At 69.4% G+C, this 26,286-nt stretch carries 19 protein-coding genes and 2 pseudogenes; 13 read left to right on the forward strand and 8 right to left on the reverse strand.

Translation table 11 applies throughout. The features are described from left to right. Positions 1–44 precede the first annotated feature (44 nt). On the reverse strand, positions 45–737 hold the full coding sequence (locus tag OIB37_RS35460; RefSeq protein WP_330461690.1) for an SDR family oxidoreductase: 693 nt from the start codon (positions 735–737) through the stop codon (positions 45–47). A gap of 117 nt (positions 738–854) precedes the next feature. Here OIB37_RS35460 and OIB37_RS35465 point away from each other — a divergent pair, with 117 nt between their 5' ends. Continuing rightward, positions 855–1,415, forward strand: coding sequence for a TetR/AcrR family transcriptional regulator (locus OIB37_RS35465; RefSeq protein WP_330461691.1), 561 nt, complete (start codon positions 855–857; stop codon positions 1,413–1,415). A gap of 1,203 nt (positions 1,416–2,618) precedes the next feature. Here the strand turns inward: OIB37_RS35465 and OIB37_RS35470 are convergent. Then, the gene (locus OIB37_RS35470; RefSeq protein ID WP_330461692.1) at positions 2,619–3,608 is read right to left on the reverse strand and encodes a carbohydrate kinase family protein; all 990 of its coding nucleotides are present in this window, start codon (positions 3,606–3,608) and stop codon (positions 2,619–2,621) included. A 228-nt stretch (positions 3,609–3,836) separates the two neighbouring features. Here OIB37_RS35470 and OIB37_RS35475 point away from each other — a divergent pair, with 228 nt between their 5' ends. The 8 genes from OIB37_RS35475 to OIB37_RS35510 all read left to right on the forward strand — a co-directional run bounded on the left by OIB37_RS35475 (position 3,837) and on the right by OIB37_RS35510 (position 15,767). Continuing rightward, positions 3,837–4,829 carry a LacI family DNA-binding transcriptional regulator gene (locus OIB37_RS35475; RefSeq protein ID WP_330462088.1) on the forward strand — a complete coding sequence of 331 codons (993 nt, stop codon included), beginning with the start codon at positions 3,837–3,839 and terminating at the stop codon, positions 4,827–4,829. Positions 4,830–4,904: 75 nt separating this feature from the next. Further along, positions 4,905–6,587, forward strand: a complete 1,683-nt coding sequence (locus OIB37_RS35480) for an ABC transporter substrate-binding protein (protein ID WP_330461693.1) — start codon at positions 4,905–4,907, stop codon at positions 6,585–6,587. A gap of 86 nt (positions 6,588–6,673) precedes the next feature. After that, a complete protein-coding gene (locus OIB37_RS35485) occupies positions 6,674–7,651 on the forward strand; it encodes an ABC transporter permease (protein ID WP_267006452.1) in 978 nt (325 codons plus the stop codon). Positions 7,652–7,665: 14 nt separating this feature from the next. Then, a complete protein-coding gene (locus OIB37_RS35490) occupies positions 7,666–8,586 on the forward strand; it encodes an ABC transporter permease (protein WP_330461694.1) in 921 nt (306 codons plus the stop codon). A gap of 3 nt (positions 8,587–8,589) precedes the next feature. Next, the gene (locus OIB37_RS35495; RefSeq protein WP_330461695.1) at positions 8,590–9,555 is read left to right on the forward strand and encodes an ABC transporter ATP-binding protein; all 966 of its coding nucleotides are present in this window, start codon (positions 8,590–8,592) and stop codon (positions 9,553–9,555) included. After that, positions 9,552–10,604, forward strand: coding sequence for an ATP-binding cassette domain-containing protein (locus tag OIB37_RS35500; RefSeq protein WP_330461696.1), 1,053 nt, complete (start codon positions 9,552–9,554; stop codon positions 10,602–10,604). Before OIB37_RS35495 ends, OIB37_RS35500 begins: the two co-directional genes overlap by 4 nt. Continuing rightward, positions 10,601–12,112 (forward strand): glycoside hydrolase family 32 protein, encoded by a 1,512-nt coding sequence (locus OIB37_RS35505; protein ID WP_330461697.1) that lies wholly within the window; start codon positions 10,601–10,603, stop codon positions 12,110–12,112. Before OIB37_RS35500 ends, OIB37_RS35505 begins: the two co-directional genes overlap by 4 nt. 82 nt (positions 12,113–12,194) lie before the next feature. Then, entirely contained in the window at positions 12,195–15,767 is a 3,573-nt protein-coding gene (locus OIB37_RS35510) for a glycoside hydrolase family 32 protein (RefSeq protein WP_330461698.1), read from the forward strand. A 243-nt stretch (positions 15,768–16,010) separates the two neighbouring features. Here the strand turns inward: OIB37_RS35510 and OIB37_RS35515 are convergent, their stop codons facing one another. Continuing rightward, positions 16,011–16,700, reverse strand: a complete 690-nt coding sequence (locus OIB37_RS35515; protein ID WP_330461699.1) for a hypothetical protein — start codon at positions 16,698–16,700, stop codon at positions 16,011–16,013. Positions 16,701–17,204: 504 nt separating this feature from the next. Then, the gene (locus OIB37_RS35520; protein ID WP_330461700.1) at positions 17,205–17,744 is read right to left on the reverse strand and encodes an HdeD family acid-resistance protein; all 540 of its coding nucleotides are present in this window, start codon (positions 17,742–17,744) and stop codon (positions 17,205–17,207) included. Positions 17,745–18,448: 704 nt separating this feature from the next. On the opposite strand from OIB37_RS35520, the gene OIB37_RS35525 reads away from it, so the two are divergent. The 3 genes and pseudogenes from OIB37_RS35525 (at position 18,449) to OIB37_RS35535 (ending at position 20,693) form a co-directional block, all read left to right on the forward strand. Then, entirely contained in the window at positions 18,449–18,787 is a 339-nt protein-coding gene (locus OIB37_RS35525) for a helix-turn-helix domain-containing protein (protein WP_330461701.1), read from the forward strand. 241 nt (positions 18,788–19,028) lie between these two features. Beyond that, positions 19,029–19,232 carry a cold-shock protein gene (locus OIB37_RS35530; RefSeq protein WP_065965692.1) on the forward strand — a complete coding sequence of 68 codons (204 nt, stop codon included), beginning with the start codon at positions 19,029–19,031 and terminating at the stop codon, positions 19,230–19,232. Between the two features lie 478 nt (positions 19,233–19,710). Continuing rightward, positions 19,711–20,693 (forward strand): annotated as a pseudogene (locus OIB37_RS35535) (IS5 family transposase). Between the two features lie 113 nt (positions 20,694–20,806). Here OIB37_RS35535 and OIB37_RS35540 read toward each other — a convergent pair. Next, on the reverse strand, positions 20,807–22,123 hold the full coding sequence (locus tag OIB37_RS35540; RefSeq protein ID WP_330461702.1) for an MFS transporter: 1,317 nt from the start codon (positions 22,121–22,123) through the stop codon (positions 20,807–20,809). Between the two features lie 89 nt (positions 22,124–22,212). Here OIB37_RS35540 and OIB37_RS35545 point away from each other — a divergent pair, with 89 nt between their 5' ends. Further along, positions 22,213–23,190: an ArsR/SmtB family transcription factor gene (locus OIB37_RS35545; RefSeq protein ID WP_330461703.1), complete on the forward strand. Its 978-nt coding sequence runs from the start codon at positions 22,213–22,215 to the stop codon at positions 23,188–23,190. Between the two features lie 9 nt (positions 23,191–23,199). Here the strand turns inward: OIB37_RS35545 and OIB37_RS35550 are convergent. The 3 genes and pseudogenes from OIB37_RS35550 to OIB37_RS35560 form a co-directional block, all read right to left on the reverse strand. Further along, a pseudogene (locus tag OIB37_RS35550) lies at positions 23,200–23,937 on the reverse strand (IS5 family transposase); the annotation flags it as partial. Positions 23,938–24,172: 235 nt separating this feature from the next. Beyond that, a complete protein-coding gene (locus tag OIB37_RS35555) occupies positions 24,173–25,117 on the reverse strand; it encodes a DMT family transporter (protein ID WP_330461704.1) in 945 nt (314 codons plus the stop codon). Between the two features lie 195 nt (positions 25,118–25,312). Beyond that, complete coding sequence (locus tag OIB37_RS35560) at positions 25,313–26,281, reverse strand: LysR family transcriptional regulator (protein ID WP_330461705.1); 969 nt, start codon at positions 26,279–26,281, stop codon at positions 25,313–25,315. Positions 26,282–26,286 lie beyond the last annotated feature (5 nt).

Consider the following 26,286-nt stretch of genomic DNA (forward strand, 5'->3'; position numbering starts at 1 on the left):
CTTGAAGGCGGAAAGGCGGTCGCGTCGGGGTGGAGGGGTGAGCGTCAGCCTGCGTTCGGCTGGGGTGCCGCGGCCAGGCTCTGCTTGACGTACCGGCTTGTCTCGTCGGCGAGGATCTCGGGCAGGCCCGTCTCGATGCCGTACAGGGCCTGGGCCGCGACGTCGGCGGCGGCGACCTTCTGGTCGGCGGGCACGCCGGCGGCCATGTCGGTGTCCATGTAGCCGACGTGCAGCGCCGAGACGGTGATCCCGCGCGGTGCCAGCTCCTCACGGGTCGCGTCGCTCAGCGCCCAAGCGGCGGCCTTGGACGCGGCGTAGGAGCCGAGTCCTGCCGGGTGGAACCAGGACAGGGCGGACAGGACGTTGAGCACGGCGCCGCCGCCGTTGCCCTCGATGACAGGGGCGAAGGCGCGGGTCGCGGCGAGCGGGCCGTAGAAGTTGGTCTCCATCTCCCGACGCACCTCATCGGTGTCGCCTCCGATCAGCGTCGCGCCGGTGGAGATGCCCGCGTTGTTGATCAGTAGGGTCGCATCCGACGCGATGCGGGCGGCCTCCCGTATCGATGCCTCGTCCGTCACGTCGAGGCGCAGCGGGACGGAGCCCGGCACATCGACGGTCTCGGGGCGGCGGGCCGCCGCATACACCTTCGCGCCGCGCTCCACGAGCTGGGCGGCCAGGTGCCGCCCGAGGCCCCGGTTGGCGCCGGTGACGACCGCGACCGCGTTCTTCAGTTCCATGCCCACTCCTGGTCTACGGCGGGTGCCGTCGGGTCACCCGCCCGATTTAGATTACGCAACCAATCTAAACACGGGTCTACGATAGATGCCAGTCGACATCCAAATGGGAGGGTGATCATGGGCCGCGTATCGCAGGCGCAGGCGGAGGAGAACCGCAGGCGGGTGGTGGACACCGCCTCGCGGCTGTTCCGGGAGCAGGGCACTCAGGTGAGCGTCGCCGACCTGATGAAGGCGGCCGGCCTGACCCACGGCGCCTTCTATAAGCAGTTCGCTTCCAAGGAAGCGCTCGTCGACGAGGCCACCGCTCACGCCTTCGACGAGCTCGCCCGGGGTCACACCGCCGGGCTCGCGCAGTACGAAGGGCGGCGCGACGCCGCCCAGCGAGCGCTGATCGACGCCTACCTCTCCGTCGAACACCGCGACGACCCGGCGGACGGCTGCCCGGTCGCCGCGCTCGCCACGGACATCGCACGCGAAGGCGGGGGTCGAGAGGCCCGCCGTGTCTACACCGAGGGGGTGGCCGACTTCGCCGACTTCCTCGGCGGTGACGACCAGGACGGCATCGTCCGCCTCTGCACCCTGTTCGGTGCGCTGGTCCTGTCCCGGGCCACCAAGGGCTCCCCGCTCTCCGGGGAGATCCTCGCCGCCGCGCACGCGGCCTTGACCGAAGCAGGCTGATCACGGGCGCGGTGGCCGCGTCGTGGCAGCCGTCCGGTCACCGGGGTAGTGACGAGCCGGTCGTCATGACGCTCGTTTGACGCTCTGCGCACGTGGAGAGGGAGACAGAGAGCCGACACAGCGCTCTGACCTGGTATTTCGCAGCATCTGCTCAGGCCGACATCTTTCCGATGACGTCGCACGTGGAGTGCGTGGCGATTCTTGAGCCGGCTCAGAAGGGCCTCTGACCTGCGGTTCTTCGCATGTTGTCGGCTTGCCCGACCTGTTTCCGGGCAAGCAACGGGTCGCGCGGTCGGCGTAGCTGCGGAGGCGGTCTGACCTGCGAGTTCACCGCACAGCAAGAACGGCATCGGTGACAGTACCGGGCATCGGCGAGCATTCTTGACGCTCAAGTGACGCTCGAGCGTTCGTGTCGGTCGTGGTGCGCCGATGCTCCAGGACTGCGGGTAGCGCCTGGGGGAACGTCAGCGCGGGGGCGGTGACGTGCGCGGCGACCGCGCCGTTGGGCGGAGCCAGGCCGCCTGCCTCGTCGATTGCACTAGCCCGACAGCGAAGGCAGCACCAGCCGCGGTGATAGCTACAGGGGCGGTAATGAGAGCAGCCGTCACAGCAGGATCCATGAGTCTGATCCTGTCCCACACCGCGCACGCCACGCCCAACAGGGCTTTCGCCACACCCAGTGGCCGTTGACTGGAAAGCGAGTCGAGCAGACCCCGACCTGGGGCGACTGTGTTGAATGAGACGGGAGGCCAGTCGCCTCGCTTCCTTGAGACGACGACTGGGTTCGTTGTTGTAGGTTCTTGCGACTTGCGGCAGAGAGCATCGCGCTGACCAGTTGTTCTCCGGACCGTCTCACGCGGCGGACGGGTGCTTTTGTCTCAGGATGGTGGCGCTTTCCTAGCCTGGGCAGAGGACGGCGATCCGCATGGCATGTCCGGGCAGATAGGCGACGTAAGTCCTTTCCCGGTCCGGTGGTTGCTCGCCTCCGACTCGGTCGCCATGGCCGCTGCGGGCCCCGTCATCACCGCGCTCCTCGCCGACCTCACCGATAGCCGCGCCTCATCTCAAGCACCGCTCGGCTCCCCGGCGCTCCGGCCTCGCAACACCGGCGACGCCGCGGCAACAGCGCGTACGGGGTGCCGGGAGTTTGGATTCGGCGCCCCCGTTCCCGCAGTCATGGCTGCGGGAACGGGCATGCCGCGTTCAGGCATGGGGCAGGAGCCCATCCACCCCGGCTTTCAGCCCCACTGCATCCGCCAGAGGCGGGTTCGCGCCGGGGACTGAGCAGGTCAGGGCGGCGACGCGAGCGGCGAAGGAGCAGGCGTCGGTCAGGTCTTCGAGGCTCAGTGCGTCGAGTCGGCCGCCGAGGTGGCCGAGGGCGGCGAGCCGGTGGAGCAGGCCCGCGGTGAAGGAGTCCCCGGCGCCGACGGTGTCGACGACGTCGATGGCCGGGGCCGCGACGGTGACGCGGAGACCGTCGAGGGAGGCGAGGGCGCCCCGTCCGCCCAAGGTGATGACGACGAGGCGCGCGCCGGCGGCGTGCCAGGTGTCGCACGCCTCCTCGGCGCCAGCACCCGGCAGGAGCAGCGCGAGGTCGTCCTCGCTGAGGCGAAGGATGTCGGCGAGGGCGCACCAGTGGGGGAGCCGTTCGCGGTAGGCGGCGGGGGGTACGAGCAGGGGGCGGACGTTGGGGTCGATGGACACGGTGACGTGCTCGCGTGCCTGGGCGAGGTGGTCCTCGATGCGGGTGCCGCCGGGTTGGCGTATGAGTGCCAGGGAGCCCGTGTGCAGGCAGGCCGCGTCGTCCTGCTGGGTGGCGGCGAGTTCGTCGGTGGTCCACTGCCAGTCGGCGGCGCTGTCGGCGTAGAAGGTGTAGGTGGCCTGGCCGGAGTCGTCGAGGTCGGCGACGGCGAGGGTGCTGGGCTCGGGAGCGGTCACGCTGCCGGTCAGATCGACGCCGGAGGCGCTGAGGCGGGCACGGAAGAGGGTGCCGAAGACGTCGTGGGAGAACCGGCCGAGGAAGCGGGTGGGGGTGCCGAGCCGGGCGAGAGCGACGGCGGTGTTGGCGGGGCCGCCACCGGGCAGGGCCCGCAGTGCGAGTTCATCGGAGCTGGACCGGGCGGGGTCGGTGAAGGCGTCGGCGACGCACTCGCCGAGGACGGTGACACTGACGGGGGCCTGGGGTCGGGCCATGGTGACTGTCTGCCTCTCTCAGGAAGAGCGCGGGTAGCGAAGGGCACCGGGACGGTGGCCTGATGCAGCCCATTGCGCAGGTATTGACATGCCGCTCAAGACGGACGTAACTTCCCTGCCACAAGGAAGTAACGCGCGTTATTAAAGCGCGAAACTGGAGGCGGTGTCTCGTCTCCGGCTAGCCGAAAGGGACTGGAAGTGGCCACGAACAGGACGCATCGCGTGACCATGAGCGATGTGGCCCGCCATGCGGGTGTCTCGCGGACCACGGTCTCCTTCGTCCTGAACGACAAGCCCGGTGCCTCCATCCCTGACGAGACCCGTCGGCGGATCCTGGAGGCGATCGACGAGCTCGGCTACCGGCCCAACGCCGGGGCGCGGGCGCTGGCCGCGAACCGCAGCGGGTGGTTCGGGCTGATCACCGAGATCGTGACCGGCCCGTTCGCGGGGGAGGTGATCACGGGCGCGCAGAGCCGCGCCTGGGGTGACCGGAGGTTCCTGCTGATCGCCGCGAGCGAGGGCGATCCCGCCCAGGAGGCCGCCGCGCTCGACCAGATGCTGGAGCACCGGGTGGAAGGGCTGCTGTACGCCACGACCTGGCACCGCGCCGTCACGCTCCCCAAGGCCGCCCGGGAGGTGCCGACGGTGCTCGTCAACTGCTACGACGTGGACGGTGAGCTGCCGTGCATCCTGCCCGACGAGGTGTCGGGCGGATACAAGGCGACCCGCCGGCTCCTGGATTCCGGTCACACCCGCATCGGGTTCATCAACCTCGACCCGGCGATCCCGGCCGCCATCGGCAGGCGCGAAGGGTACGAACGTGCCCTGCGCGAGGCCGGGATCACCCCCGACACGTCCCTCGTCGTCCCCGGCTGGGCGACCGCCGACAGCGCCTATACCGCCGCCTGCGAACTGCTGGACCGCCCGGCCGGCGACCGGCCGACCGCGCTGTTCTGCGGAAACGACCGGATGGCGATGGGCGCGTACGACGCGATCAAGGAACGTGGACTGCGCATCCCGCACGACGTGGCCGTGGTGGGGTTCGACAACCAGGAACTCATCGCCGCCTATCTGCGGCCGAAGCTGACGACGCTCGCCCTGCCCTTCGAGGCCATGGGCACCAAGGGCATTGACATGCTCGCCGCTCTCGCAGCCGGGCAGCCGCTCGACACCCACCGGGTGACGATCGACTGCCCGCTGCTCGAACGCTCGTCGGTCTGACCGCTAATCAGCCCGCCGAGGAATCCCATCCCAGTCTTCGCCCTGTGTGTTGAAGAGAGGAAAAGAGTCTCCATTATGGCACCTTCCCGCATACCTTCACGGCGGCCCCGAGCCGTCCTGAGAGCGGTCACCGCGACCGCCGCCGCAGCCCTGGTCCTGTCCGCCTGTACGGGTGGCTCGGGCACTGCCGGCGCCGGTGACACCTCCGGCAACCAGCTGCTCACCATCCCGCGCGAGGATCTGGCGACGTTCACGCGCAACTTCAACCCGCTCTCCCCGCAGGCCGCCCCTATGACCCTGCAGGCGGTCTACGAGCCGCTGGCGGTGCACAGCATGGCGGATGCCAAGGACACGCCGTGGCTGGCCACCAAGTGGGAGCAGGCCAAGGATGGCAAGTCCCTCACCTTCACGTTGCGCGACGGCGTCAAGTGGTCGGACGGCCAGGCTCTCACCGCCGACGACGTCGTCTACACCTTCGAGCTCCAGAAGAAGGTGCTGGGCGGCTTCGACTACCTGGACAAGGTCACCGCGGTCGACGCCCACACGGTGAAGTTCTCCTTCAACAAGGCGTTCTCGACTGCCTTCTTCGAGATCAGCGGCCACTACATCCTGCCGAAGCACATCTGGTCCAAGGTGAAGGACCCGGCGAAGTTCACCAACCCGAACCCGGTCGGCACCGGCCCTTACACCAAGATCGAGAAGTTCCAGAGCCAGTCGTACGAGCTGCGCAAGAACCCCGACTACTGGCAGCCGGCGAAGCAGCAGATCGCCGGCATCCAGATGCTCGCCTTCTCCGGCAACGACAGCGCTAACATCGCCTTCACCAACGGCGAGGTGGACTGGACGCAGTCGTTCATCCCGGACATCGAGAAGTCCTTCGTCGCCAAGGACAAGAAGCACAACCACTACTGGTTCCCGGCCACCGGCGCCATGATCAACTGGCAGCTGAACACCACCAAGGCCCCCTTCGACGACCCGGCCGTGCGCAAGGCGCTCAGCATGGCGGTAGACCGCGGCCAGATCACCAAGGTCGCGATGAACGGCTACGCCGAACCCGCCGACTGTATGGGCCTGGCCCGCACGTACGACAAGTGGCGTGACACGTCGCTGGCCGCCTCCTGCACCTGGACGAAGTACGACACCGACGCGGCGGCCAAGGCCCTGGATGCGGCCGGCTACAAGGAGAGCGGCGGCAAGCGCAAGCTGAAGAACGGCAAGAACTTCACCCTCGACATCTCCGTCGGCTCCGCCTCCTCCGACTGGATATCGGTCGCCAACATCATCAAGCAGAACCTCGCGAAGGTCGGCATCACCGCCATCGTGAAGACGCCCGACTGGTCGGCGGTCTCGTCCTCGTACAACACCGGCACCTTCGACACCGGCATCGTGTGGAGCAACAACGGCGCCACGCCGTACGAGTACTTCCGCGGCGTGATGTCGACCAAGATGGTGCAGCCGGTCGGCAAGCAGGCCACGGAAAACTACCACCGCTTCGGCGACAAGAAGGCCGACAAGCTCATCGACGCCTTCGCCGCCGCCACGGACGAGAGTGCGCAGCACGAGCAGATGAACGGTCTGCAGGCGCTGTACAACAAGGACGCGCCCGTCGTCCCGCTGTTCACCGGCCCCGAGTGGGGCGCGTACACGGACGCCCGCTTCACCGGCTGGCCCACCGAGAAGAACCCGTACGCCACCCTCGGCAACCGCAACGGCAGCACGATCCTCGTGCTCACGTCGCTGAAGCCCGTCAAGGGCTGACGCCCGGCGAACCGACGGCCGTCCTCCTCCCCGGACGGCCGCCCCGCCACCGACCTCCCGCACCCCCACCGACAGGAGCACGACCCGTGCGTCTCATCCTGCGCAATCTGGGGTTCTATCTGCTCGCCTTCTGGGCCTCCATCACCCTGAACTTCGTTCTCCCGCGCTTCATGCCGGGCGACCCGGTCTCACGGATGTTCGCGCAGGCCCAGGGCACCATGCAGCCCGACCAGATAGCCCAGCTGCGCAAACTCTTCGGCCTCGACAACCGCCCCCTCTGGGAGCAGTACGTCTCCTACGTCAAGAGCGTCTTCACCGGTGACCTCGGCATCTCCATCACCCGCTTCCCCACCCCGGTCACCGACGTGATCGGCTCGCAGATCGGCTGGACCCTGCTCCTCGGTGGCGTCGCGCTCGTCATCGCCGCCGTGCTCGGCAACCTGCTCGGCATCGTCGCCGCCTGGCGGCGCGGCGGCGTCCTCGACTCCGCCTTCCCGCCCCTGCTGATCTTCGTCGGCTCCTTCCCGTACTTCTGGCTGGCGATGGGCGCGCTGTACCTGTTCGGGGTGAGCCTGGGCTGGTTCCCGATGCGGCACGCCTACGACGTCGGCCTGACCCCCGGCTTCAACGGCGAATTCCTCTCCAACGTCGCCACCCACCTGGTGCTGCCGGCACTGACCATCGTGCTGGTCTCCATCGGCGGCTGGATGCTCGGCATGCGCAACACCATGATCGCCACGACGGCCGAGGACTACATCACCATGGCCGAGGCCAAGGGGCTCAGCCCCTCGCGGATCATGTTCCGCTACGCCGCCCGCAACGCCCTGCTCCCCTCCGTCACCAACTTCGGCATGGCACTCGGCTTCGTCGTCGGCGGCGCCCTGCTCACCGAGGTCGTCTTCGCCTACCCCGGCATCGGCTACCAGCTGCTGATGGCCGTCCAGGGCCTGGACTACCCGCTGATGCAAGGCATCTTCCTGACGATCACGGCCGCGGTACTGATCGCGAACTTCCTCGTCGACCTCGTCTACGTCCGCCTCGACCCGCGCGTCCGCGTCCGCTGAAGGGGGCTGCCGACATGACCGCCATCGAAATCGCAACGGCCACCACGCCGACAGTCCCCGCGCGCTCATCCCGCCGGCGCGGACTGCTACGCCAGCTCACCGACAGCAAGAAGGCGATGACCGGGCTGATGCTGCTCGCTCTCTTCGCTCTCCTTGCTCTGCTCGCTCCCGTCCTCGTCCCGGGTGAACCGTCGCTCATCAACTCCACGGGCAGCCAGGTCCCTTCGGCCGCACACTGGCTCGGTACGACCGCCAAGGGACAGGACGTGCTCGCCCTCACCCTGTGGGGCGCGCGCAGCTCGCTCTTCGTCGGGTTCACCGTGGGGCTGGTGGCGACCGCGGTCGCCATCGTCGTCGGCCTCGCGGCCGCCTACTTCGGCCGCATTGTGGACGACGCGCTGACCCTGGTCACCAACATCTTCCTGCTGCTGCCCGGACTGCCGCTGCTCATCATCCTGGCCGCGTTCCTGCCGCCCGGGACCTCCACCGTGATCCTGGTTCTCGTCGTCACCGGCTGGGCGGGCTCGGCCCGGGTCCTGCGCGCGCAGGCCAAGTCGATCCGGGGCAAGGACTTCGTGGCCGCCGCGGTCGTCACCGGGGAGCGCCCGCTGCGGATCATGTTCCGCGAGATCCTGCCCAACATGGCGTCCGTGGTGATGACCACGCTGCTCGGCTGCGTGATCTTCGGCATCGGCGCCCAGGCTGGCCTGGAATTCCTCGGCCTCGGCGACAGCAGCGTCGTCAGCTGGGGTACCAACCTGTACTGGGCCAGCAACGACGGCGCGTTGATGACCGGCGCCTGGTGGGCCTTCGTCCCCTCCGGACTGTGCATCGCGCTCGTCGCGTTCGCGCTCGCGCTGGTCAACTATGCGGTCGACGAGATCACCAACCCGAGGCTGCGCAACCGCCGTGCCCGCCGCGAGAGGAGGGGCTGAGCCATGGAACCCGTACTTGAACTGAGCGGCCTGCGCGTCGAATACCGCGGCGACGGACGCACCGTGGTCGGCGCCGACGAGGTCTCCTTCTCCATCGGCGCCGGAGAGATCTTCGGCCTCGCCGGAGAGTCCGGCTGCGGCAAGTCGACCATCGCCAACGCGGTCATGCGGCTGCTGAAGCCCCCGGCGGAGATCACCGCGGGCAGCATCCGCTTCCAGGGGCGGGACGTCCTCGCCCTGGACGCACGTGAGCTGCGCGCCTTCCGATGGCGGGAGATCGCGATGGTCTTCCAGTCGGCGATGAACTCCCTCAACCCCGTTCTGACCATCGGCGAGCAGACCGTCGACATCTTCACCACCCACGAGAAGCTGAAGAAGCGGGTCGCGAGGGAGCGGGCGGGAGAGCTCCTGGAGCTGGTGGGCATCGACCCGGGGCGGCTGAAGGCGTACCCGCACCAGCTGTCCGGCGGTATGCGTCAGCGCGTGGTCATCGCCATGGCCGTCGCGCTCCGCCCCCGGCTGCTGATCATGGACGAGCCGACGACCGCGCTCGACGTGGTCGTGCAGCAGGAGATCATGGCGCAGATCCGCGACCTCCAGCGGGAGCTGGGCTTCTCCATCCTCTTCATCACTCACGACATGTCCCTGATGGTCGAGCTGTCGGACCGCATGGGCGTGATGTACGGCGGACGGATCGTGGAACTCGCCGCCGCCAAGGACCTGTTCACGGGGCCCCTCCACCCGTACACCGAGGCGCTGATGAACGCCTTCCCGCCGCTTACCGGCCCGCGCCGCGAACTCACCGGCCTGTTCGACGCCCCGCGCACCGCCGACAGCTGTGGCTTCCACGTCCGCTGTCCCGAGGACCGCTCGGACTGCTCCATGACCATCCCCGACCTGCGCGAGGTCGCGCCCGGCCGCTGGGTGGCCCGCAGTGTGGCCCCCAGTCCGGAAGGAGCCTCCCGATGACCGAACCGACCGAACCCCTGCTCTCCGTACGCGGTCTGACCAAGGACTTCCAGGTCGGCACCGTCTTCTCCCGGCGCCGCGTCCGTGCCGTCAACGACGTCTCCTTCGATCTCCCGGCCGGCCGGATCACCGCCCTGGTCGGCGAGTCCGGCAGCGGCAAGTCCACCATCGCCCGCTGCCTCGCCCGCCTCGAACAGCCCTCGGCCGGACAGGTGCTGCTCGACGGCGAGGACGTCCTGCGCACCGAGCGGCGCCGGGTGTCACGTGCGTACCGCCGCAAGGTCCAGATGGTGTTCCAGGACCCCTTCGGCTCGCTCAACCCGGTCCACCGCATCGAGCACTTCCTCACCCGGGCCCTCGTCGTGCACGGCCGCCCCGCCACCCGCGAGGCGCTGTGCGAGCTGATGGCAACGGTCGGCCTGACAGAGGACATGCTCCAGTCCTACCCGCACGAACTCTCCGGCGGCCAGCGTCAGCGCGTCTCCATCGCCCGTGCGCTGGCAGTGGAGCCGCGCCTGATCCTGGCCGACGAACCGACGTCGATGCTGGACGTCTCCGTGCGCGTCGGCGTGCTCAACCTGATGCGGCGCCTGCGCGACGAGCGGAACATCGCCATGCTCTACATCACCCACGACCTGGGCTCCGCCCGCTACCTCGCGGACACCACGATGGTCATGTTCGCCGGCGAACTCGTTGAGGGCGGCGACGCACTGGCCGTCATGGACGCCCCCGCCCACCCCTACACCCGCCTACTGCTGTCCGCCGTACCCGACCCCGAACGGGCCGGCAGCTACGACCCCGTCGAGCGCGCCAGGCTCCGCGAGGCGATCCTCAACCCCACGTCCTGCCCCTACGGCGACGACGGCGCGTGCAGCCGCACCGACCCCGTCCGCCACATCGTCGGCGAGAACGACGGACAACCCCACTGGGTGCGCTGCCACCTGCGCGCACCCACCTCCGATATCGCCCGCCGCGTCCTCAAGGCCACCGACCGGCCGGACGGCGAGGCCACCGACGACACCGAGAAAGCGGAGCCCACCGCCGCATGACCCACGACCTCACCCTCCCCCCCGGCACCCCCACCGCCGAGGGGCTGGCCGAACGCGCCCTGCGCGACCCCCACCGCCCCCGCTTCCACTTCACCTCGCCCGGCGGCTGGCTCAACGACCCCAACGGGCTGAGTCACTGGAACGGCGTCTACCACCTCTTCTACCAGTACAACCCGCTCGCCGCCGCCCACCACCGCATCCACTGGGGCCACGCCACCAGTATCGACCTCGTGCATTGGGCCGATGAGCCAGTCGCCCTGGTGCCAGGCTCGGACGGCCCGGACCGTGACGGCTGTTGGTCCGGTGTCCTGGTGGACGACGGGGGAGTGCCCACGCTCGTCTACTCCGGCAGGCACGGCGAGCATGAACTCCCCTGCGTGGCCAGGGGATCGGCCGACCTGCGGTACTGGACCAAGGACCCGGCCAACCCGGTCATCACCGCCCCGCCCGAGGGCACCGACATCACGGCCTTCCGCGACCACTGCGTCTGGCAGGAGGGCCAGGTGTGGCGCCAGCTGGTGGGCTCGGGCATCCGGGGCGCCGGCGGAACGGCCTTCCTGTACGAATCCGACGACCTGCGCAGCTGGCGCTACGTCGGCCCCCTGCTGACCGGCGACGCCTCGCAGAACCGGGGCGAGCTCGACTGGACGGGCACGATGTGGGAGTGCGTCGACCTCTTCGGCATCGACGGCGCCGACGTCCTGGTCTTCTCCGCCTGGGATGAGGGCACCACCCACCACCCCCTGTACTGGACCGGCCGCTACCAGGGCGACACCTTCACCCCGACCGGCCTCCACCGGCTCGACTACGGCGGCCGCTACTTCTACGCCCCCCAGTCCACCGGCGACGAGCACGGCCGCCGCATCATGTTCGGCTGGCTCCAGGAGGGCCGGACGGACGAGGCGAACGCGCAGGCCGGCTGGTGCGGTGTGATGTCCCTGCCGAGGGTCGTCACGCTCGCCACGGACGGCGGCCTGCACCAGGCCCCGGTGCCGGAGCTGACCGAGCTGCGGCGGGAGCGCGTAGAGGTGGCTCCAGGCCGGCTGGCCGACCCGTACAGCCGGCTGCCCGCCGTGCGCGGGGAGCAGCTGGACATCGAGACGACCCTGCGCCTGGGCACCGGAGCGACCGCCCGGCTCGTGGTCCGCGAGACACCGGACGGCGCGGAACGCACGGTCGTGGAGGTGAGCCGGTCGCACGACGGAGCGGGCACGCTCCGACTGCACCGCGAGAGCAGCAGCCTCGACCCGACGGTCGACACCGAACCCCGGTACGGCGAAGTGCCGTTGGACCCCGACGGGCGGGTCGACCTGCGCGTCCTCGTCGACCACTCCGCACTGGAGATCTTCGCCAACGGGCGTGCCCTGACCGCCCGCATCTACCCCACCCGCCCTGACGAGGCCGTCGGCGTCGGTATCGGTGCCGACGGCGACGTGGCCCTGGAGCGGTTCGACGCCTGGCAAATGGCGTCGGCCTTCACCGACGGACCCCGGCCGCTGTGGCCGTGACCGTCTTACACACGACCACGGCCCGCGGGGTGGACGTCCCCCCGGGCCGTGGCCCCCTCCCCGTTCTCCCTCAGGAGCCGCCATGAGCGTGTCCCGCCGTACCCTCCTGCTCGCCGGAGGAACCGCCGCCACCCTGCTGCCTCTCGGAGGCATCCTCCCCGCAGCACAGGCCGCCGCCTCGAGCGCCGCCGGAGCGACCCCCGCCGCCACCCCGATTCCCGACCCCATCCCCGTCACCGGCACCTGGACCCGCACCTCCGACGGCGGCCAGAAGGCGACAGCCGGCCGTCGCGGGCCCGCTCTCGCCCTGTCCGAGCAGCAACTCGCGGCCAAGGGCACGTACGCGGCCCGCATAACGCCCCAATCCTCTTCCTCCGTAGGCGCGTTGGTGTTCCGGGCCGCCCTCGACGGCTCGACCGGATACGCGATCGCCCTCGACCCCGACCGCTCCCGCATACGGCTCTACGACCTGGCCGGCGGCGACACACTCGCCACCGCTCCACTTCCAGGAGCGCGGACCGCAAGACCCCATGACCTCGAAGTAGCAGTCGACGGACCCGAGCTGACGGTACATGTCGACGGCAAGCGGCTCCTCCACACCGAGGACCACCGCCACGACACCGGCTCGGTGGGCCTGCTCGCCCAGGGCGGCAAGGTCACCTTCGGCCCGCCCTCCCTCTCCTCAGTCACCACCAACCTCACCGGCTGGACCACGAGCGGCGGCACCTGGACGGCGAGTCCGCTGGGCTGGCGCGCGGCCCCAACCCAGGGAGCCACCGCCCGCGCCGTCACCACGACCCAGACGTACGACACCGCGCTCCAGGCCGACCTGCTCCTGCACGACGCCTCCGCCATCGCCTCACTGCTGGTGCGCACCGACGCCACGGCCACGCACGGATACGGCGTCCAAGTCGACGCGGACCAGGGTAGGCTGAGGCTCTACCGCATCGACGGCAACGTCACCCTCGGCACCTACGCGACCACCATCAAGGCCGACACGGTCTACCGCCTGCGCGTCGAAGCCGAACACGACGAACTGCGCGTGCACTGGCAGACCAACTTCTTCTCTCCCGACGGCTACAGCCCCGTCATCACCGCCCAGGACTCCACCCACACCAAGGGCCGACTCGCCGTCTCGGCATCGGCCGGCGAGGTGTCCTTCGAGAACATCGCCGCCGCCGACCTCGCCACCGGCCTCCAGGGCTGGACGGCCCGCTCCGGCACCTGGACCCCCGACCTGCGCGGCATCCGCGGCGAGAACGGCCTGCGCACGGCCCCCTCCACCGACGGCGACCTGGTGGCGAGAGCCGACATCACCCCCGGCGACCGCTCCTCCTCGGCCGGCCTCGTCCTGCGCGCGTCCGCGAACGGCTCCGGCGGCTACGAAGCCCGCCTGGAAGCCGGCCGCAACGCCGTCGTCCTGCTGGACCGCTCCTCCAGCGCCCGCCTCGCCTCCGCCTCCGGCCCGGTCCGGCGCATCACGGCCGGAAGCACGTACCGCGTCGAGGCCCGCGCGACGGGCAGAACCATCGAGGTGTACGTGGACGGCGTACGGGCGCTCAAGACCCGCGTGTCCCGCACCAAGGGCGCCACCTTCGGCACCGCCGCCGCGCACGGGACGTCGTACTTCCAGAACGTCGAGGTCCACAGCACCGCCTACTACTTCACCAAGCCGTACCGCCCCACGTACCACTACTCCCAGCTCACCGGCTCCACCAGCGACCCCTGCGGCCTGCTGCACTACGACGGCGAGTACCACCTCTTCCACCAGGACGAGGGCCGCTGGGCGCACGCGGTCAGCACCGACCTCGTCCACTGGCAGCCCCTGCCGATCACCCTGCCCTGGAACGCCTATGGCCACTGCTGGACCGGCTGCGCGGTCGTGGACGCCGACGACACCTCCGGTCTCTTCGACGGCGGCTCGGGCCTGATCGCCTATTACACGAGCTACCACCCGGACAAGCCGGGCGGGAACGCCAGCGTGCGCATCGCGTACAGCAAGGACAACGGCCGCTCCTGGCAGCTGCACGGCGGCTCGACCCCGGCCGTGCAGAACCCGGGCGGCCCTGACGCCGGCTGGACCTTGCGCGACCCGAAGGTCATCCGCGACGAGGCTCACGACCAGTGGCTGATGGTCGTCTCCGGCGGCGACCACATGCGCTTCTTCACCTCCACCGACCTCCTCACCTGGACCCAGGTCAGCTCCTTCGGCTACGGCGACTGGGCCACGCCCGGCGTCTGGGAGTGCCCCGACTTCTTCCCGCTGCCGGTCGACGGCGACAAGGACAAGGTGAAGTGGGTCCTCACCCTGAGCACCGGTGCCGTACGCGCCACGAACGGCTCGGCCGCCCAGTACTTCACGGGTGACTGGAACGGCACCGGTTTCACTCCCGACCAGAAGGCCGGCACGGTCCTGCGCGCCGACTCCGGCCGTGACTACTACGCCGCCATGTCCTTCTACGGCCTGCCCGACGACCGCCGCGTCTGGCTCGGCTGGATGAGCAACTGGGACTACCCCTTCAGCGCCCCGACCGGCGGCTGGAACGGCCAGCTGAGCACCCCCCGCGAACTGACACTCACGAACACCGCCGACGGCGTACGCCTGGTGCAGCGCCCGGTCCGCGAGCTGACCGCCCTGCGCTCCTCTGCCACGACCCGCAAGAACCTCTCCGTCGGCCCCGACTCGGCGAATCCGCTCACACGTGTCACGGGTATCGCCTACGAGATCGAGGCCGAGATCACCCTTGGCACCGCCACGGAGGTCGGCTTCCGGCTCCGGACCGACGACGACCAGCACACGACGGTCGGATACCACGCGGAGGCGCAGGAGCTGTTCGTGGACCGCTCGGCATCGGGCCTGAGCGACTTCACGCAGTACTTCACGGGCCGCACGACCGCGCCGATGAAGACGACCCACGGCCGCGTGACCCTGCGCGTGTACGTTGACTCGTCCTCGGTCGAGGCATTCGGCGGGGACGGACAGGCCGCCGTGACCAGCCTGATCTTCCCCGGCCCGGACGCCGACGGCATGGCCTTCTACGCCAAAGGCGGCACCGCACACATCGAGTCGCTCAAGGTGCACAGGCTGGACAGCACCTTCCGCCTGGTGGATCGAGTGAAGCCGCTGTTGGCCGCCCCGACCGGCGGTGAATTCCGCTCGGACCTCGGCAACTTGACGATCACCCCCGCGGGCCGCTGGTCGACGGACAGCGCGGGCCGCGCCGGAAGCTTCGACAAGGACTCCAACGCGATCTCGTCCCACACGGCGACGGACTTGGACCTCACCACCCTGGTCCGGCTCGGCGGCCCCGACCCGGACACGGGCGGCGCCCTCTCCCTCCTCTGGCGCGCCTCCTCCGACGGCACCGATGCCTACTGCCTCAACATCGACCCCGACCTACGCGTGATCCGCCTGGTCGCCAAGGCCAACGGCTTCTTCGACGACGGCGCCGCCCTCGCCCGCGTCCCGGCCTTGCTCCGCCGCGGCACGACCTACCCCGTCCGCATCCTCACCGAGGGCGACCGCATCCAGGTGTTCCTCAACGGCGAGCGGATCATCGACGTGACGGATGCGACGTACACGAGCGGACACATCGGCCTCAACGTGTTCGGAGGGAGGGCGGCCTACCAGGACACGTACGTGAAGCAGCTGTAACCACCGACCCGGCCGACCTACGGCAATGCCCGCGAGGCTCCACCCCCCGAGTAGCGGGGCGGAGCCTCTGCGCGCTGGAAGGACAATCCGCTGTGAGTGGGTTCGGAACCCCTTCCCGAATTGGCGAGATCGGCCCTCGGCGACGCCCCGCGGAAGGGCCCACTTGTCTCCGCTCCCGGAAAGCTCACCTCCTTCGCTGGCGGCCCTGCTGAGACCCGGCAGGGCGGAGCTCGGTGCCGTTCTTCAGCAGTGCGAGGCGGACGGTGGCGGGGCTGGCATCCTCTCGATCGGCGATGGCTTGCAGCGATAGGCGGTCGTGTTCGTACCAGATGCGCCACTGCCCGAAGCGGGGGCGGTGTGCTGGGTGCGCCGAAGCCGTGGTGGGCTCCAGTCGACGGGGTGCTTCGACAGCAGGTACGTGACGTGGGCGGTGGTGGTGTTCAAGGTGTGCGCGAGCTGGGCGCTGGAGAAGTCGCCGCCGGGAACGGCCTGGTGGAGCTGGGCGACGCTGATGCTGTCCGTGTCGGACCCGGGGAGCACGAGGTCGTGCAGTGCGCGGGCGGGGAGCCGCGGTGCCCATTGGACGGGCTCGTCGATGGTGCGCTCCTCGAGGAGGTTCTGTGCGGTGCGGTGGAGCAGTTCGGCCTCGGGGGGCAGGATCCGCCAGCGAAAGCGCTGGTATTGCCGGCGTTGAACGGGGGTGGCGGGCGCGATGTCCGGGTGGGCGAGGTGCGCGGGTGATCCGGTCAGGGTGTGGAATAGCCAGCGTTGTGCGTGTACGGCGTCGAGGCTGGGGTTGGATCGCAGCCGCCGTTGCAGATCCAGCCAGGTCTGCACGTCGATGAAGCGGGAGCGCGCGGCGAACAGCGCACGACGGCGTGCATAGTCGATCGGGGCGCCGTGCACATCGAGGTGGTCGGCGAGCAGGATCAATGTGTACAGGACATCGGCGCCGTCCTGGTGGCGGGTGAGGCCGGCGAGGAACGTGGACGTTGTGGCTACTGACGGTGGTGCCGGTCAGGTGGACCGCGGCGCGGATCGAGGTGATGTTGCCAGCAAACAGGTAGGCGAAGGTGAGGAGTTCGTCGATGCGTTGAGCAACGGGTTTGCCGCTGGGGCGACTTGGGAAAAGCCGCAAGGTCCACTCGGGCCATAGAGCGGTCGGTAGCGCGCAGCCGTACCCGTAGCGTCCCGGGACTGATCCGGCACCGCACGGGAGCCGGCAGGGTGACGGCTTCACCGTCCAGGCGCGGCCCTGGCTGGCGACGAGTCGCGCAGCAGGTTCCAGACAGAACGGGCAATGCGGGAGCGCGCGAGCCTCGAAGATCATGGCCGAACGTCGTGCTGTACCGGGCAGGTCCACAGATTGCCCGACTCGCCGGGCGGCCGTGCGGCTTTTCGCTGTTCGCCGGTCACCGGCCGATCCGGCTCCGGTGATCAGTGCTGGGGGTGCGGACGGTGGAACAGGGGGCGCCGCTGGGCGGCGGGGGCCGGAGCAAGACGGCCCATTTTGACGCGCATCATGACGGCGCGGACCACCTCGGTCAGGCCCAGGACTATGGCCATGATGCCCACTACCAGGGTGAGTGCCGCGATCGAGGCGAACGGCGAGACGATCAGCACGATACCGGCCAGAGCGCTGATGATCCCGAAAGCCACATGCCAGCCTCGGGCCGGCATGTCCTGGGCGGAGGCAGCCGCGGCCGTCTCCATGGTGCCGCGCAGCAGCCAGCTGAAGCCGATCCACAGGGCGAGCAGCAGGATCGACTCCAGGGCGCCTCGGAAGCAGATCAACCCCAGCAGGACGGAGAGCGAGCCTGTGAGGAAATGCATCACCCGAAGATGCCGGGGCACGTGGGTGCCGAAGGCGCCGGCCAGCTCGAAGACGCCGGTTGCCAGCAGATAGAAGCCGAAGAGGTCGAGGTCGACTATCTCTCTGACTAGCGTACGAAAATCTATGTCGGCTGGAGTAGACATTGGGTGGTGGTGTGGTTATGGTTTCTCTCGTACCCCAGAGAGACCGCGGGGCCTGGCAGACACGAACTGCCGGGCGGTAGTACACGCAGTTGCAGTTTGCAGGACGGTGCGGTGGTGGAGTTTCGAAGCCAGTGTTGTTGCAGGACGGCGACGGGACTGACGATCGGACCGGGTGGCCCGCAGTGATCAGGGGCCGCCATGGCAGTACCGCAGTAGCAGTTCAGCAAGTGCAGTTCGCAGTACCCAGCAGTGAAGTGGAGTAAGCAGCACCTCGGTGAAGGCGTCGGCTGCGGACGCGCGTGCCGGGAGGTTCGGCAGTGGGGTTCTAAGCCAGAGCAGATGCAGGATGGGCGACGGGGCTGGCTGCCGAAGAGTGGCGCTGTCGCAGGCCACTGGGCAGTTCGCATCACCAGCAGTACGCAGTCCCCGTTGGTAAGTGTTGGTCAAGAGGGAAGAACGGAGGAGCCCCGCGCCATCAGGATCGCCCGGGCGGAAGTTTTGGGCCCGGGTACCGCAGGACATCGATAGTGAGGTGGTCTCCGGTCAAGCAACCGCGATCCCCGCACCCCGGACAGCATTCTGGTCGGGTCTGCGGAAACAGAAGGTCGGCGCAGTATCAGGGCCGGCAGATGGTGTAGCAGTTCCTTCGGGGCCCTGGTGCCAATGGCACCGGGGCCCCTCCACGCGTTCCACAGAGAGGTGCAATGACAGCAGACGACTCGTTCGGCCGTCTCGATGACGACGACTACCCCGCCTACACGATGGGCCGGGCCGCCGAGATGCTCGGCACCACCCAGGGCTTCCTGCGTGCCATCGGCGAAGCCCGCCTGATCACCCCCCTGCGCTCGGCGGGCGGCCATCGCCGCTACTCCCGCTACCAGCTGCGCATCGCGGCCCGCGCCCGGGAACTCGTCGACCACGGGACCCCCATCGAGGCCGCCTGTCGCATCGTCATCCTCGAAGACCAGCTCGAAGAAGCCCAGCGCATCAACGCTGAACACCGCCGGAGCGCCGGACCGTCCAATCCACCGGCTGCAGTTTGAGATGACGCCCGCCGGCATCGGCGGGCACCGCACGCACCGTCCCGGTGTGCGGCGTGATCGCTTTCTATGGTGACGCGGTGTGTGGGCGTGTAGCGTCTGCGTCAGCTGTCGTGGTTCGGAGTTCCCCTTTGCCCGCGCCTTTGGTGTGGGCGTTTTGCTGTGCTGTGCCGCAGGGACCAGGGCGATCACCTCTGCCTTCCGCATGGAGTGGGAGGCGTTCATCGACTGGAAGGTATGAGACATGGCTACGGGAACTGTGAAGTGGTTCAACGCGGAGAAGGGCTTCGGGTTCATCGCCCAGGACGGGGGCGGCCCGGATGTCTTCGCCCACTACTCGGCGATCAACTCCTCGGGCTTCCGTGAGCTCCAGGAGGGCCAGGCCGTGACGTTCGACGTCACTCAGGGCCAGAAGGGCCCGCAGGCCGAGAACATCAACCTGGCCTGACCTGGCAGCCCTGCCCGAGGGATCGCGCACACCGCGTCCGCTGACTGCCGTCGCCCGTGTGGGCCGTGCTGCTCACCCGGACACGGGGACCTGCTCTCGTGCCGGGCGCCGACAGGACCTGTGTGGTTCACAGGATCAGGGCCGCGCAGCAATGGCTGCGCGGCCCTGATCTGTTGAGGCGCATCCGGGGTCGGCGCGACCCGACGCGTTGGGGCGGGGTCATCTCATCGACGGCCGAGAGGATTTGTCGGGCCAGGTCGGTTCCTTCTCCTGCCAGGGAACGCAGCACCGGAGCCTTGCTGTTGACGGGTAGCAGGGCGTGGTGCCCGAAGACCTCCTCAGGTCCGGCCAGAAGCATTCTCCTGCCTTGGTGGGGGCAGGTAGCGCGGCCAGCAGCGCGAGGAGATGGCTGATGGCCGGATTACGAGTTCGGTAGATCGCCTGCGCGATGAGGTTGGTTCTTGATAAGCCGTCAGCCATGGCGCGAGGCGATCTCACCGACATCCAGTGGGCACTGATCGAGCCCCATCTCCCGATCGCTGCGGTCGGTCCCATCCCTGATCTGCGTAAACACTTCGACGCGGTGATGTGGCGGTTCCGGACGGGTAGCCCCTGGCGTGACCTGCCGGATGAGTTCGGGCCCTGGCAGAGCGCGTATGACCGCTTCCGGATATGGGCGACGCAGGGGGTCTTCCAACGCCTGATGGAGGCGCTGATCGCCGAGGCTGCCGCGCGTGGCCAGGTGGACCTGGGCCTGGTCAGCGTGGACTCGGCGACAGCCCGGGCTCACCATCACGCCGCCGGGATGGCCCTGGACCCCGACCAGCTGGCCGCCCTGGAAGCGGCCTTCGAGTCCGAAAAGGGGGTGCCGCGGAGGGACAAGAGCCGCAGGACGGTCAGGCAGAGGATGACCCGAGCGCCGCGCGGCGAAGCCTCCGCCGACGGCACCGGACCCGCCTGAAGGCCGCTGAACTGGGGCGTTCCCGGGGCGGGCCGACCAGCAAGATCCATCTTGCGGCCGACCGGCGCTGCCGCCCGCTAGCGTTCGTCCTCACGCCCGGACAGGCCGGCGACAGCCCGCAGTTCGTTCCGGTCCTGGAGCGAGTGAAGGTGCACGGGCCGATCGGGCGTCCCCGGACCCGGCCGGACGCGGTGGCCGGCGACAAGGCGTACTCCTCCCGCCGTAACCGCCGCTACCTGCGGCGACGCGGGATCCGCGCGGTGATACCGGAGAAGGTGGACCAGGCCGCCAACCGCAAGAAGCGCGGCTCAAAGGGAGGTCGACCGGTCGGCCACGACGCGCAGCTGTACAAGGAGCGCAACACCGTGGAGCGGTGCATCAACCGGCCGCGGAACTGGCGCGGCATCGCGTTCCGCTTCGACAAGACCCCGGAAAGCTACGGGGCCGGACTACATCTGTGCGGGGCGATGCTCTGGCTCCGCAGCATCGCACCGCAGTGATGATCCGGACTCCAGACAGGACCTAACACAATGAGCTGCCAGGACTGATGGTCTGTCAGAGAGACGTGGGGGTGGGGTGCATGACGGCTCGCGGCCGGCCCGACCTGCGACGGTTACTGTGCAGGAGAACTACACGCATGCTGTTCGGTGCTGTTCTCTGATCCCATTGAGTAGTTCGGGACGGGGACCGGGGAGGTGGGCGCGTGCCAGGTGACAATCCAGCCGGCGGTAAGCGCCGCCGCGCCGCCCGCCAGGGCTATCGCGCCGCCTGTTCCGATGCCTGCGGCCACCGAGCCGAAGCAGGCCGGCCCGACGCCCTGCAGCGTCATGCTGCCGGAGCCGAGCAGACCGAAGGCCTGGCCCTGGCCATCCTGCGGCAGGGCGTCCAGGAACGGCCGTTGCAGGCCGAGAAGGTAGGCGAATCCGAAGCCGCTGAGCAGCAGCAGACAGGACGAGACGCCCACTCCGGGCTCGGCAGCGAAGCCGAGCAGCGGTAGTCCCGTCAGCGCGGTCAACGGGACTACCAGTCGCTCCCGGGTGGGTGGCCGTAGGAGTCGACCCACCAGCAGGTCACCGACGAGCATGCCGACCGGCAGACAGCCCATCAGCACCGCGTACCAGCCGGGCGCGAAGTGGCGTCCTCCCGCGTAGGCGACGATCAGGCCTTCCGCGCCTGCTACGAACGCGGGCGGTAGCCACTGGGCCAGCATCAGTCGTCGCACCGTGTGTCCGCGCAGCAGCAGGCCGGCACCGTGCAGGCTTGTCCGGACGGCCCCGCCATCGCCCCGAGCGCTGCCGGGTGTGCCGCCGAACTCTTCCAGCGGCAGCCGGGGTAGCCGGATGCGGACAGCGAGCGCGCAGCCGAGGTAGAGGGCGGCGCTCACCGCGAGCGCGCGGTGCGGGCCGAGTACCGCGACGGCCGCACCTCCCAGCGCCAGACCGAACAATTGGGCGCCGGAGGAAGCGATGTTGTTCAGTGAACGGCCCAGTACATAGGCGTCGCCCTTCAGCCACTGCGCGACCAGCCGACTCGACGCGCCGCCGAACACCGGTGTGGCGAGGGCGACCAGCGCCACGACACCGAGGCTTGCCGCGATCGGCATCCGCACCAGGGCGAGCAGCAGGGCGGCGGCGCACTCCAAGGCGTAGCCGCCGGCGATGAGCGTGCGGGGCGGCAGTCGGTCGGCCAGTGAGCCCAGCAGCAGCGAGCCGAACAACTGCGGGAGAAAGCCGATGCCGAAGGCCAGTGCGCTCAACAGCGCGGAGCCGGTGGTCGCGAAGACCAGCACCGAGAACGTGGTGATCCGCAGCGAGCCCGCAGTGATCGCGACGGTGCGGGTCGAGAAGAGCAGCCGGAATCGCGGCTCGGCCAGCACCTCCCGGTAGGTGGCACGGTGGTTGCCCTGTGCGGGTTCGGCGGTTGGGGTCATGACGCCCAGCCTCGCCGTGCGCCCACTCCACTCACCAATGATTCGTCGCTGGACGAATCGGAACGGATGTCCAGCGGTAGCATGGCAGGGTGCTCCGCTTCGAAGTCTCCGTCGAGGACCTGCTGCGCAGCCGCTTCGCACTGTCGCCCGCGATGGATCTCTGCCTACTGCTGCGCTCGCTCGCCGGCCAGAACCGGCCGTTGCCGCGAGCCTGGGCCACCCGGCTCCTGCCGACCTTTGAACGGCTTCGCCGCGACACCGAACTGAACGCCGTCCTTGCCCTGCAAACCCCGCAAGGCGGACCGAACTTCGTCGCCCCGCCCCCGCGCGGCCTCAACCAGACCTGGGCAGACGACCTGGCCATGATCCGGGCCACACCGCTGGAAGCGGCCCGCCGCGAATTCGCCACCACCGCGACCGGCCCGTCCGCCCGTGATCCCCGCGTACGCGCAGTGCTGGACTCGACGGACGCCGTCTCCAGGATCGCCGAGGCGATGGACCAGGCGTGGCACGAGCTGCTCGCCGCGGACTGGCCGCAACTGCGCACGATTTGTGAGCGCGATGTCGTGCACCGGGTGGGTGTGATCGGCGAACACGGATGGGCCACGGCCGTCGAGAGCCTGCACCCGGGCATCGCCTGGCGCGCCGGCGGTATCGAGATCGGCTTCTTCCGAGGCGGAACAGTCCGCCTCGCCGGCGACGGGCTACTGCTGATCCCTTCGGTCTTCGTCGGGAATGTCGCCGCCCACCTGGAAGACCCCTGGCCCAGGACCTTGGTCTATCCTGCCCGCGGCACCGCCGCCCTGTGGGGCGAACAGGAGGCCGTCCCCCAACCGGACGCGCTGACCGCTCTGGTCGGCCGGGCCCGAGCTCGGCTGCTGGTGGCGCTGGACGCCCCGGCCAGTACCAGCCACCTCGCCCGAAGCCTCGCCATGGCACCGGGCGCGGTAGGAGACCACCTCGCCATCCTGCGAGGCGCGGGGCTTCTCGTCCGCGCCCGGTCCGGACGGTCGGTGCTCTACCGGCGCACCCCGCTCGGCGAGGCCCTGGTCGGCGGTTCGGGCTGAGGGATCGGATCAACACTGCTTTTTGAGGCGTCGCCGGCAGATGATTGCGCAGCCGAGGGTGAGAAGGCCTGGTGGATGTCGGCGTGGATTTCCCAGCGGATACGCAGTCGGCGGAACCAGCGCAGAAGTGCGAAGGCCGCTTCGACGACCCAGCGGTTCTTGCCCAGGCCGCTTCCGTGCTCGGTGCCGCCCCGGGCGATGAGCGGGCGGATGCCCAGCTCACGGACTGATGGCGGTAGAAGTTGTGGTCATAACCGCGGTCGGCGTAGAGGACGTCGGGGCGCTGACGGGGTCGTCCGCGCTTGCCGCGGATGGGCGGTACGGCGTGGATCAGGGGCAGGAGCTGGGTGACGTCGTTGAAGTTGCCACCGGTCACGGTGGCGGTCAGGGGTATGCCGTGGACGTCGACAATGACGTGGTGCTTGCTGCCCGTCTTGCCCCGGTCCACTGACGAGGGCCCGGTGGCGCCTCCGCCCTTCAGGGCCCGCAGGTGGGAGCCGTTGACGGAGGCGCGGGACAGGTCCAAGGCGTGGCCGGCTCGGAGTTCGGCGAGCAGGAGTTCGTGCAACTGCTGCCACACGCGGCCTCCTCCCAGTCGCGCAGTCGCCGCCAGCAGGTCATCCCGGAGCCGAAGCCCAGCTCCTGCGGCAGGAACTCCCACCGGATACCCGTGTACAGCACGAACAGGATCCCGCACATGGCTCTGCGCTGGTCAAGCCGTTTACGTCTGGGATAGCGGTAGCGCCGCTTCACTAGCGACGACATACGGAATGGGATTCACCTCGACGTGTGCACTGCATGGGGCCGGTTCACGGAGGAGGAGGGAAGGGAGGAACGGGGGGTACCCGGTCTCAGCGGGGCGGTCGGCGGTCGGCACGGGCGCCGGGCCGCCGGTCCTGTCCGGCCGGGGGGTGGTGGGGGTTGTCAGCTGTTCGCCCGGGGAGTGTTCGCGCGGGCGGTTCAGCTCGATCCTCAGGAACGGTCACCGGGTGCCGGCGACCGGGGCGCGCTTCGCCGGGGCGGGGGCGGTGGTGTTCGCTGTGGCGGGGGGCTTCTCGGCGGGATTGCGGCGCAGCAGCGCGGTGGCGGTGAGCACCGCGGCGGTGCCGAGCAGGACGGTCCAGCCGAGGGACTCGCCGAGGAAGGCGGCGCCGAGGACGACGGACACCACGGTCATGAGGTAGATGACGGTGGCGGCGGCAGCGGGGCCGTCCTTGGTGATGATGACCGTGTTGAGCAGGACGGCGAAGCCGGTGCACACCACGCCGAGGATGATCAGGGCGACGACGGAGTCGGTGCGCCAGTGCACGGGCTGCAGGCCGAGGAACGGCACGGCGATCAGGGTGAGTACGGCGGCGATGCTCAACTGCCCGCCCGCCAGCATGACGACGGGGATGCCGCGGCCGGCGAGGAAGCGGCCGACGTAGGCGAAGCTGCTGCCGAAGCTGACAGCGCCGAGGACGAAGCAGACGATGCTGCCGGTGGAGGCGTGCGTGCCGGAGTTCCAGGGGGCGGCGACGAGCACGACGCCGAGCAGACCGACGATCATGCCCATGATCCGTGCGCCGCCCAGCCGCTTCTCGGAGCCGAGCACGACGGCCGCGCCGAGCGTCCAGACCGGGCCGGTGCCGCTGATGATGCCGGCGATGTTGCTGGAGCCGTGCACCTCACCCTGGGCGAACAGCAGCCACGGGACGGCGTTGCCGAGCAGCGCGGCCACGGCCATGTGCCCGAGGAGCTTCTTGTCGCGGGGTGGGCGCTGCCCCTTGGACAGGCCGATGGCCATCAGGACGGCGGCGCCGAGCACGAGCCGCACGAACACCATTTCCACGGGCGAGAAACCGTACCCGGAGATCTTGATCCAGAGGAAGACCGAACCCCACAGCAGGCTCAGGCCGGACAGTCGCAGCAGCGCGCCCGATTTCATGGTGGACCCTCACATTCGACGGATAAAGACGGGAGGTGAACGGGGGAGAGGCGGGAAGCGGAACCACTCTCCGACCCGCACCCAGAGCGTCGCCCGCGCCACCGTCGAACGTCCAGCAAATGATATTTCCGATGAACGTGAAGGCCACCTGAAATATTCGATACAGCGACCGTGCGTTGTTGATGTCCTTCGAATCTATGACTGAGATGCGCCATTCATCTTAGACTCCGCTACTCCGGCCGCCTCGCTCAGCGCGTCCAGCACCGCCTCGATCTGCGGCGTCTGCGTGCTGCCCGACCGCACTGCGGCGAACACCCGGCGCCAGGGCGCCTCGTCGAACCGCCGCACCGCGACGCCGGGCTGGGACGAGCGGCGGGCCAGCCGGGGCACCAGGCAGATGCCCAGCCCCTGGCGAACGGCGGCGAAGGTGGCGTCCCAGTCGCCGATGACATGCGTGGCTCGCGGGGTGAAGCCGGCCGCGGCGCAGGCCGCGAGCGGGATCTCCTGGCACATGCCGACCGTGGCGAAGATCCACGCCTCCTCGGCCAGGTCGCCGAGGGCCAGCGAGGGCGCGTCGGCCAGCGGGTGCTCCGCGGGCAGCGCCACGTCGAACACCTCGGTCATCAGGGGCCGTTTGTCGAAACGGCGGTCGAGCACGGGCGCGGTCGGCGACTCGACGGCGATGACCACGTCCGTGCGCCCCAGCTCCAGCAGCTCGAAGCTGACCGGCGGGTCGACCTCCGCGAGCGTCGTGCGCAGCCCGGGCAGCCGCCGCTTGAGGATGCCGGCGGCCGGCAGGATCAGCGGCGCGAGAGTGGTGCCAAAACCGGACACGGACACCTCGCCGTGTTCGCCGCCGCGGTGCTCGGCGAGCGCCCGGTGCAGCCGCTCGATGCTCTCGAAGATCTCCTCCGCGTGCCGCAGTACCACCTTCGCCGCCCCGGTCAGCCGCAGCCGCCGCCCCACCGGCTCGGTCAACGCTACGTCCAACTCCTTGGCCAGTCCGGCGAGTTGCTGGGAGACGGCCGACGGGGTCAGATGCAGCGCGGCCGCCACCGCGCTGACCGTGCCCCGCCGGTCCAGCTCCACCAGCACCCGCAGTTTGCGCAGATCGATGTCGCTGCCGTACGGCTTTGCCGCCGCAGCCCCCTTGTCCATGGCCATGTCAG

Origin of the sequence: Streptomyces sp. NBC_00820, from assembly GCF_036347055.1 — a bacterium.
Classification (GTDB): domain Bacteria; phylum Actinomycetota; class Actinomycetes; order Streptomycetales; family Streptomycetaceae; genus Streptomyces.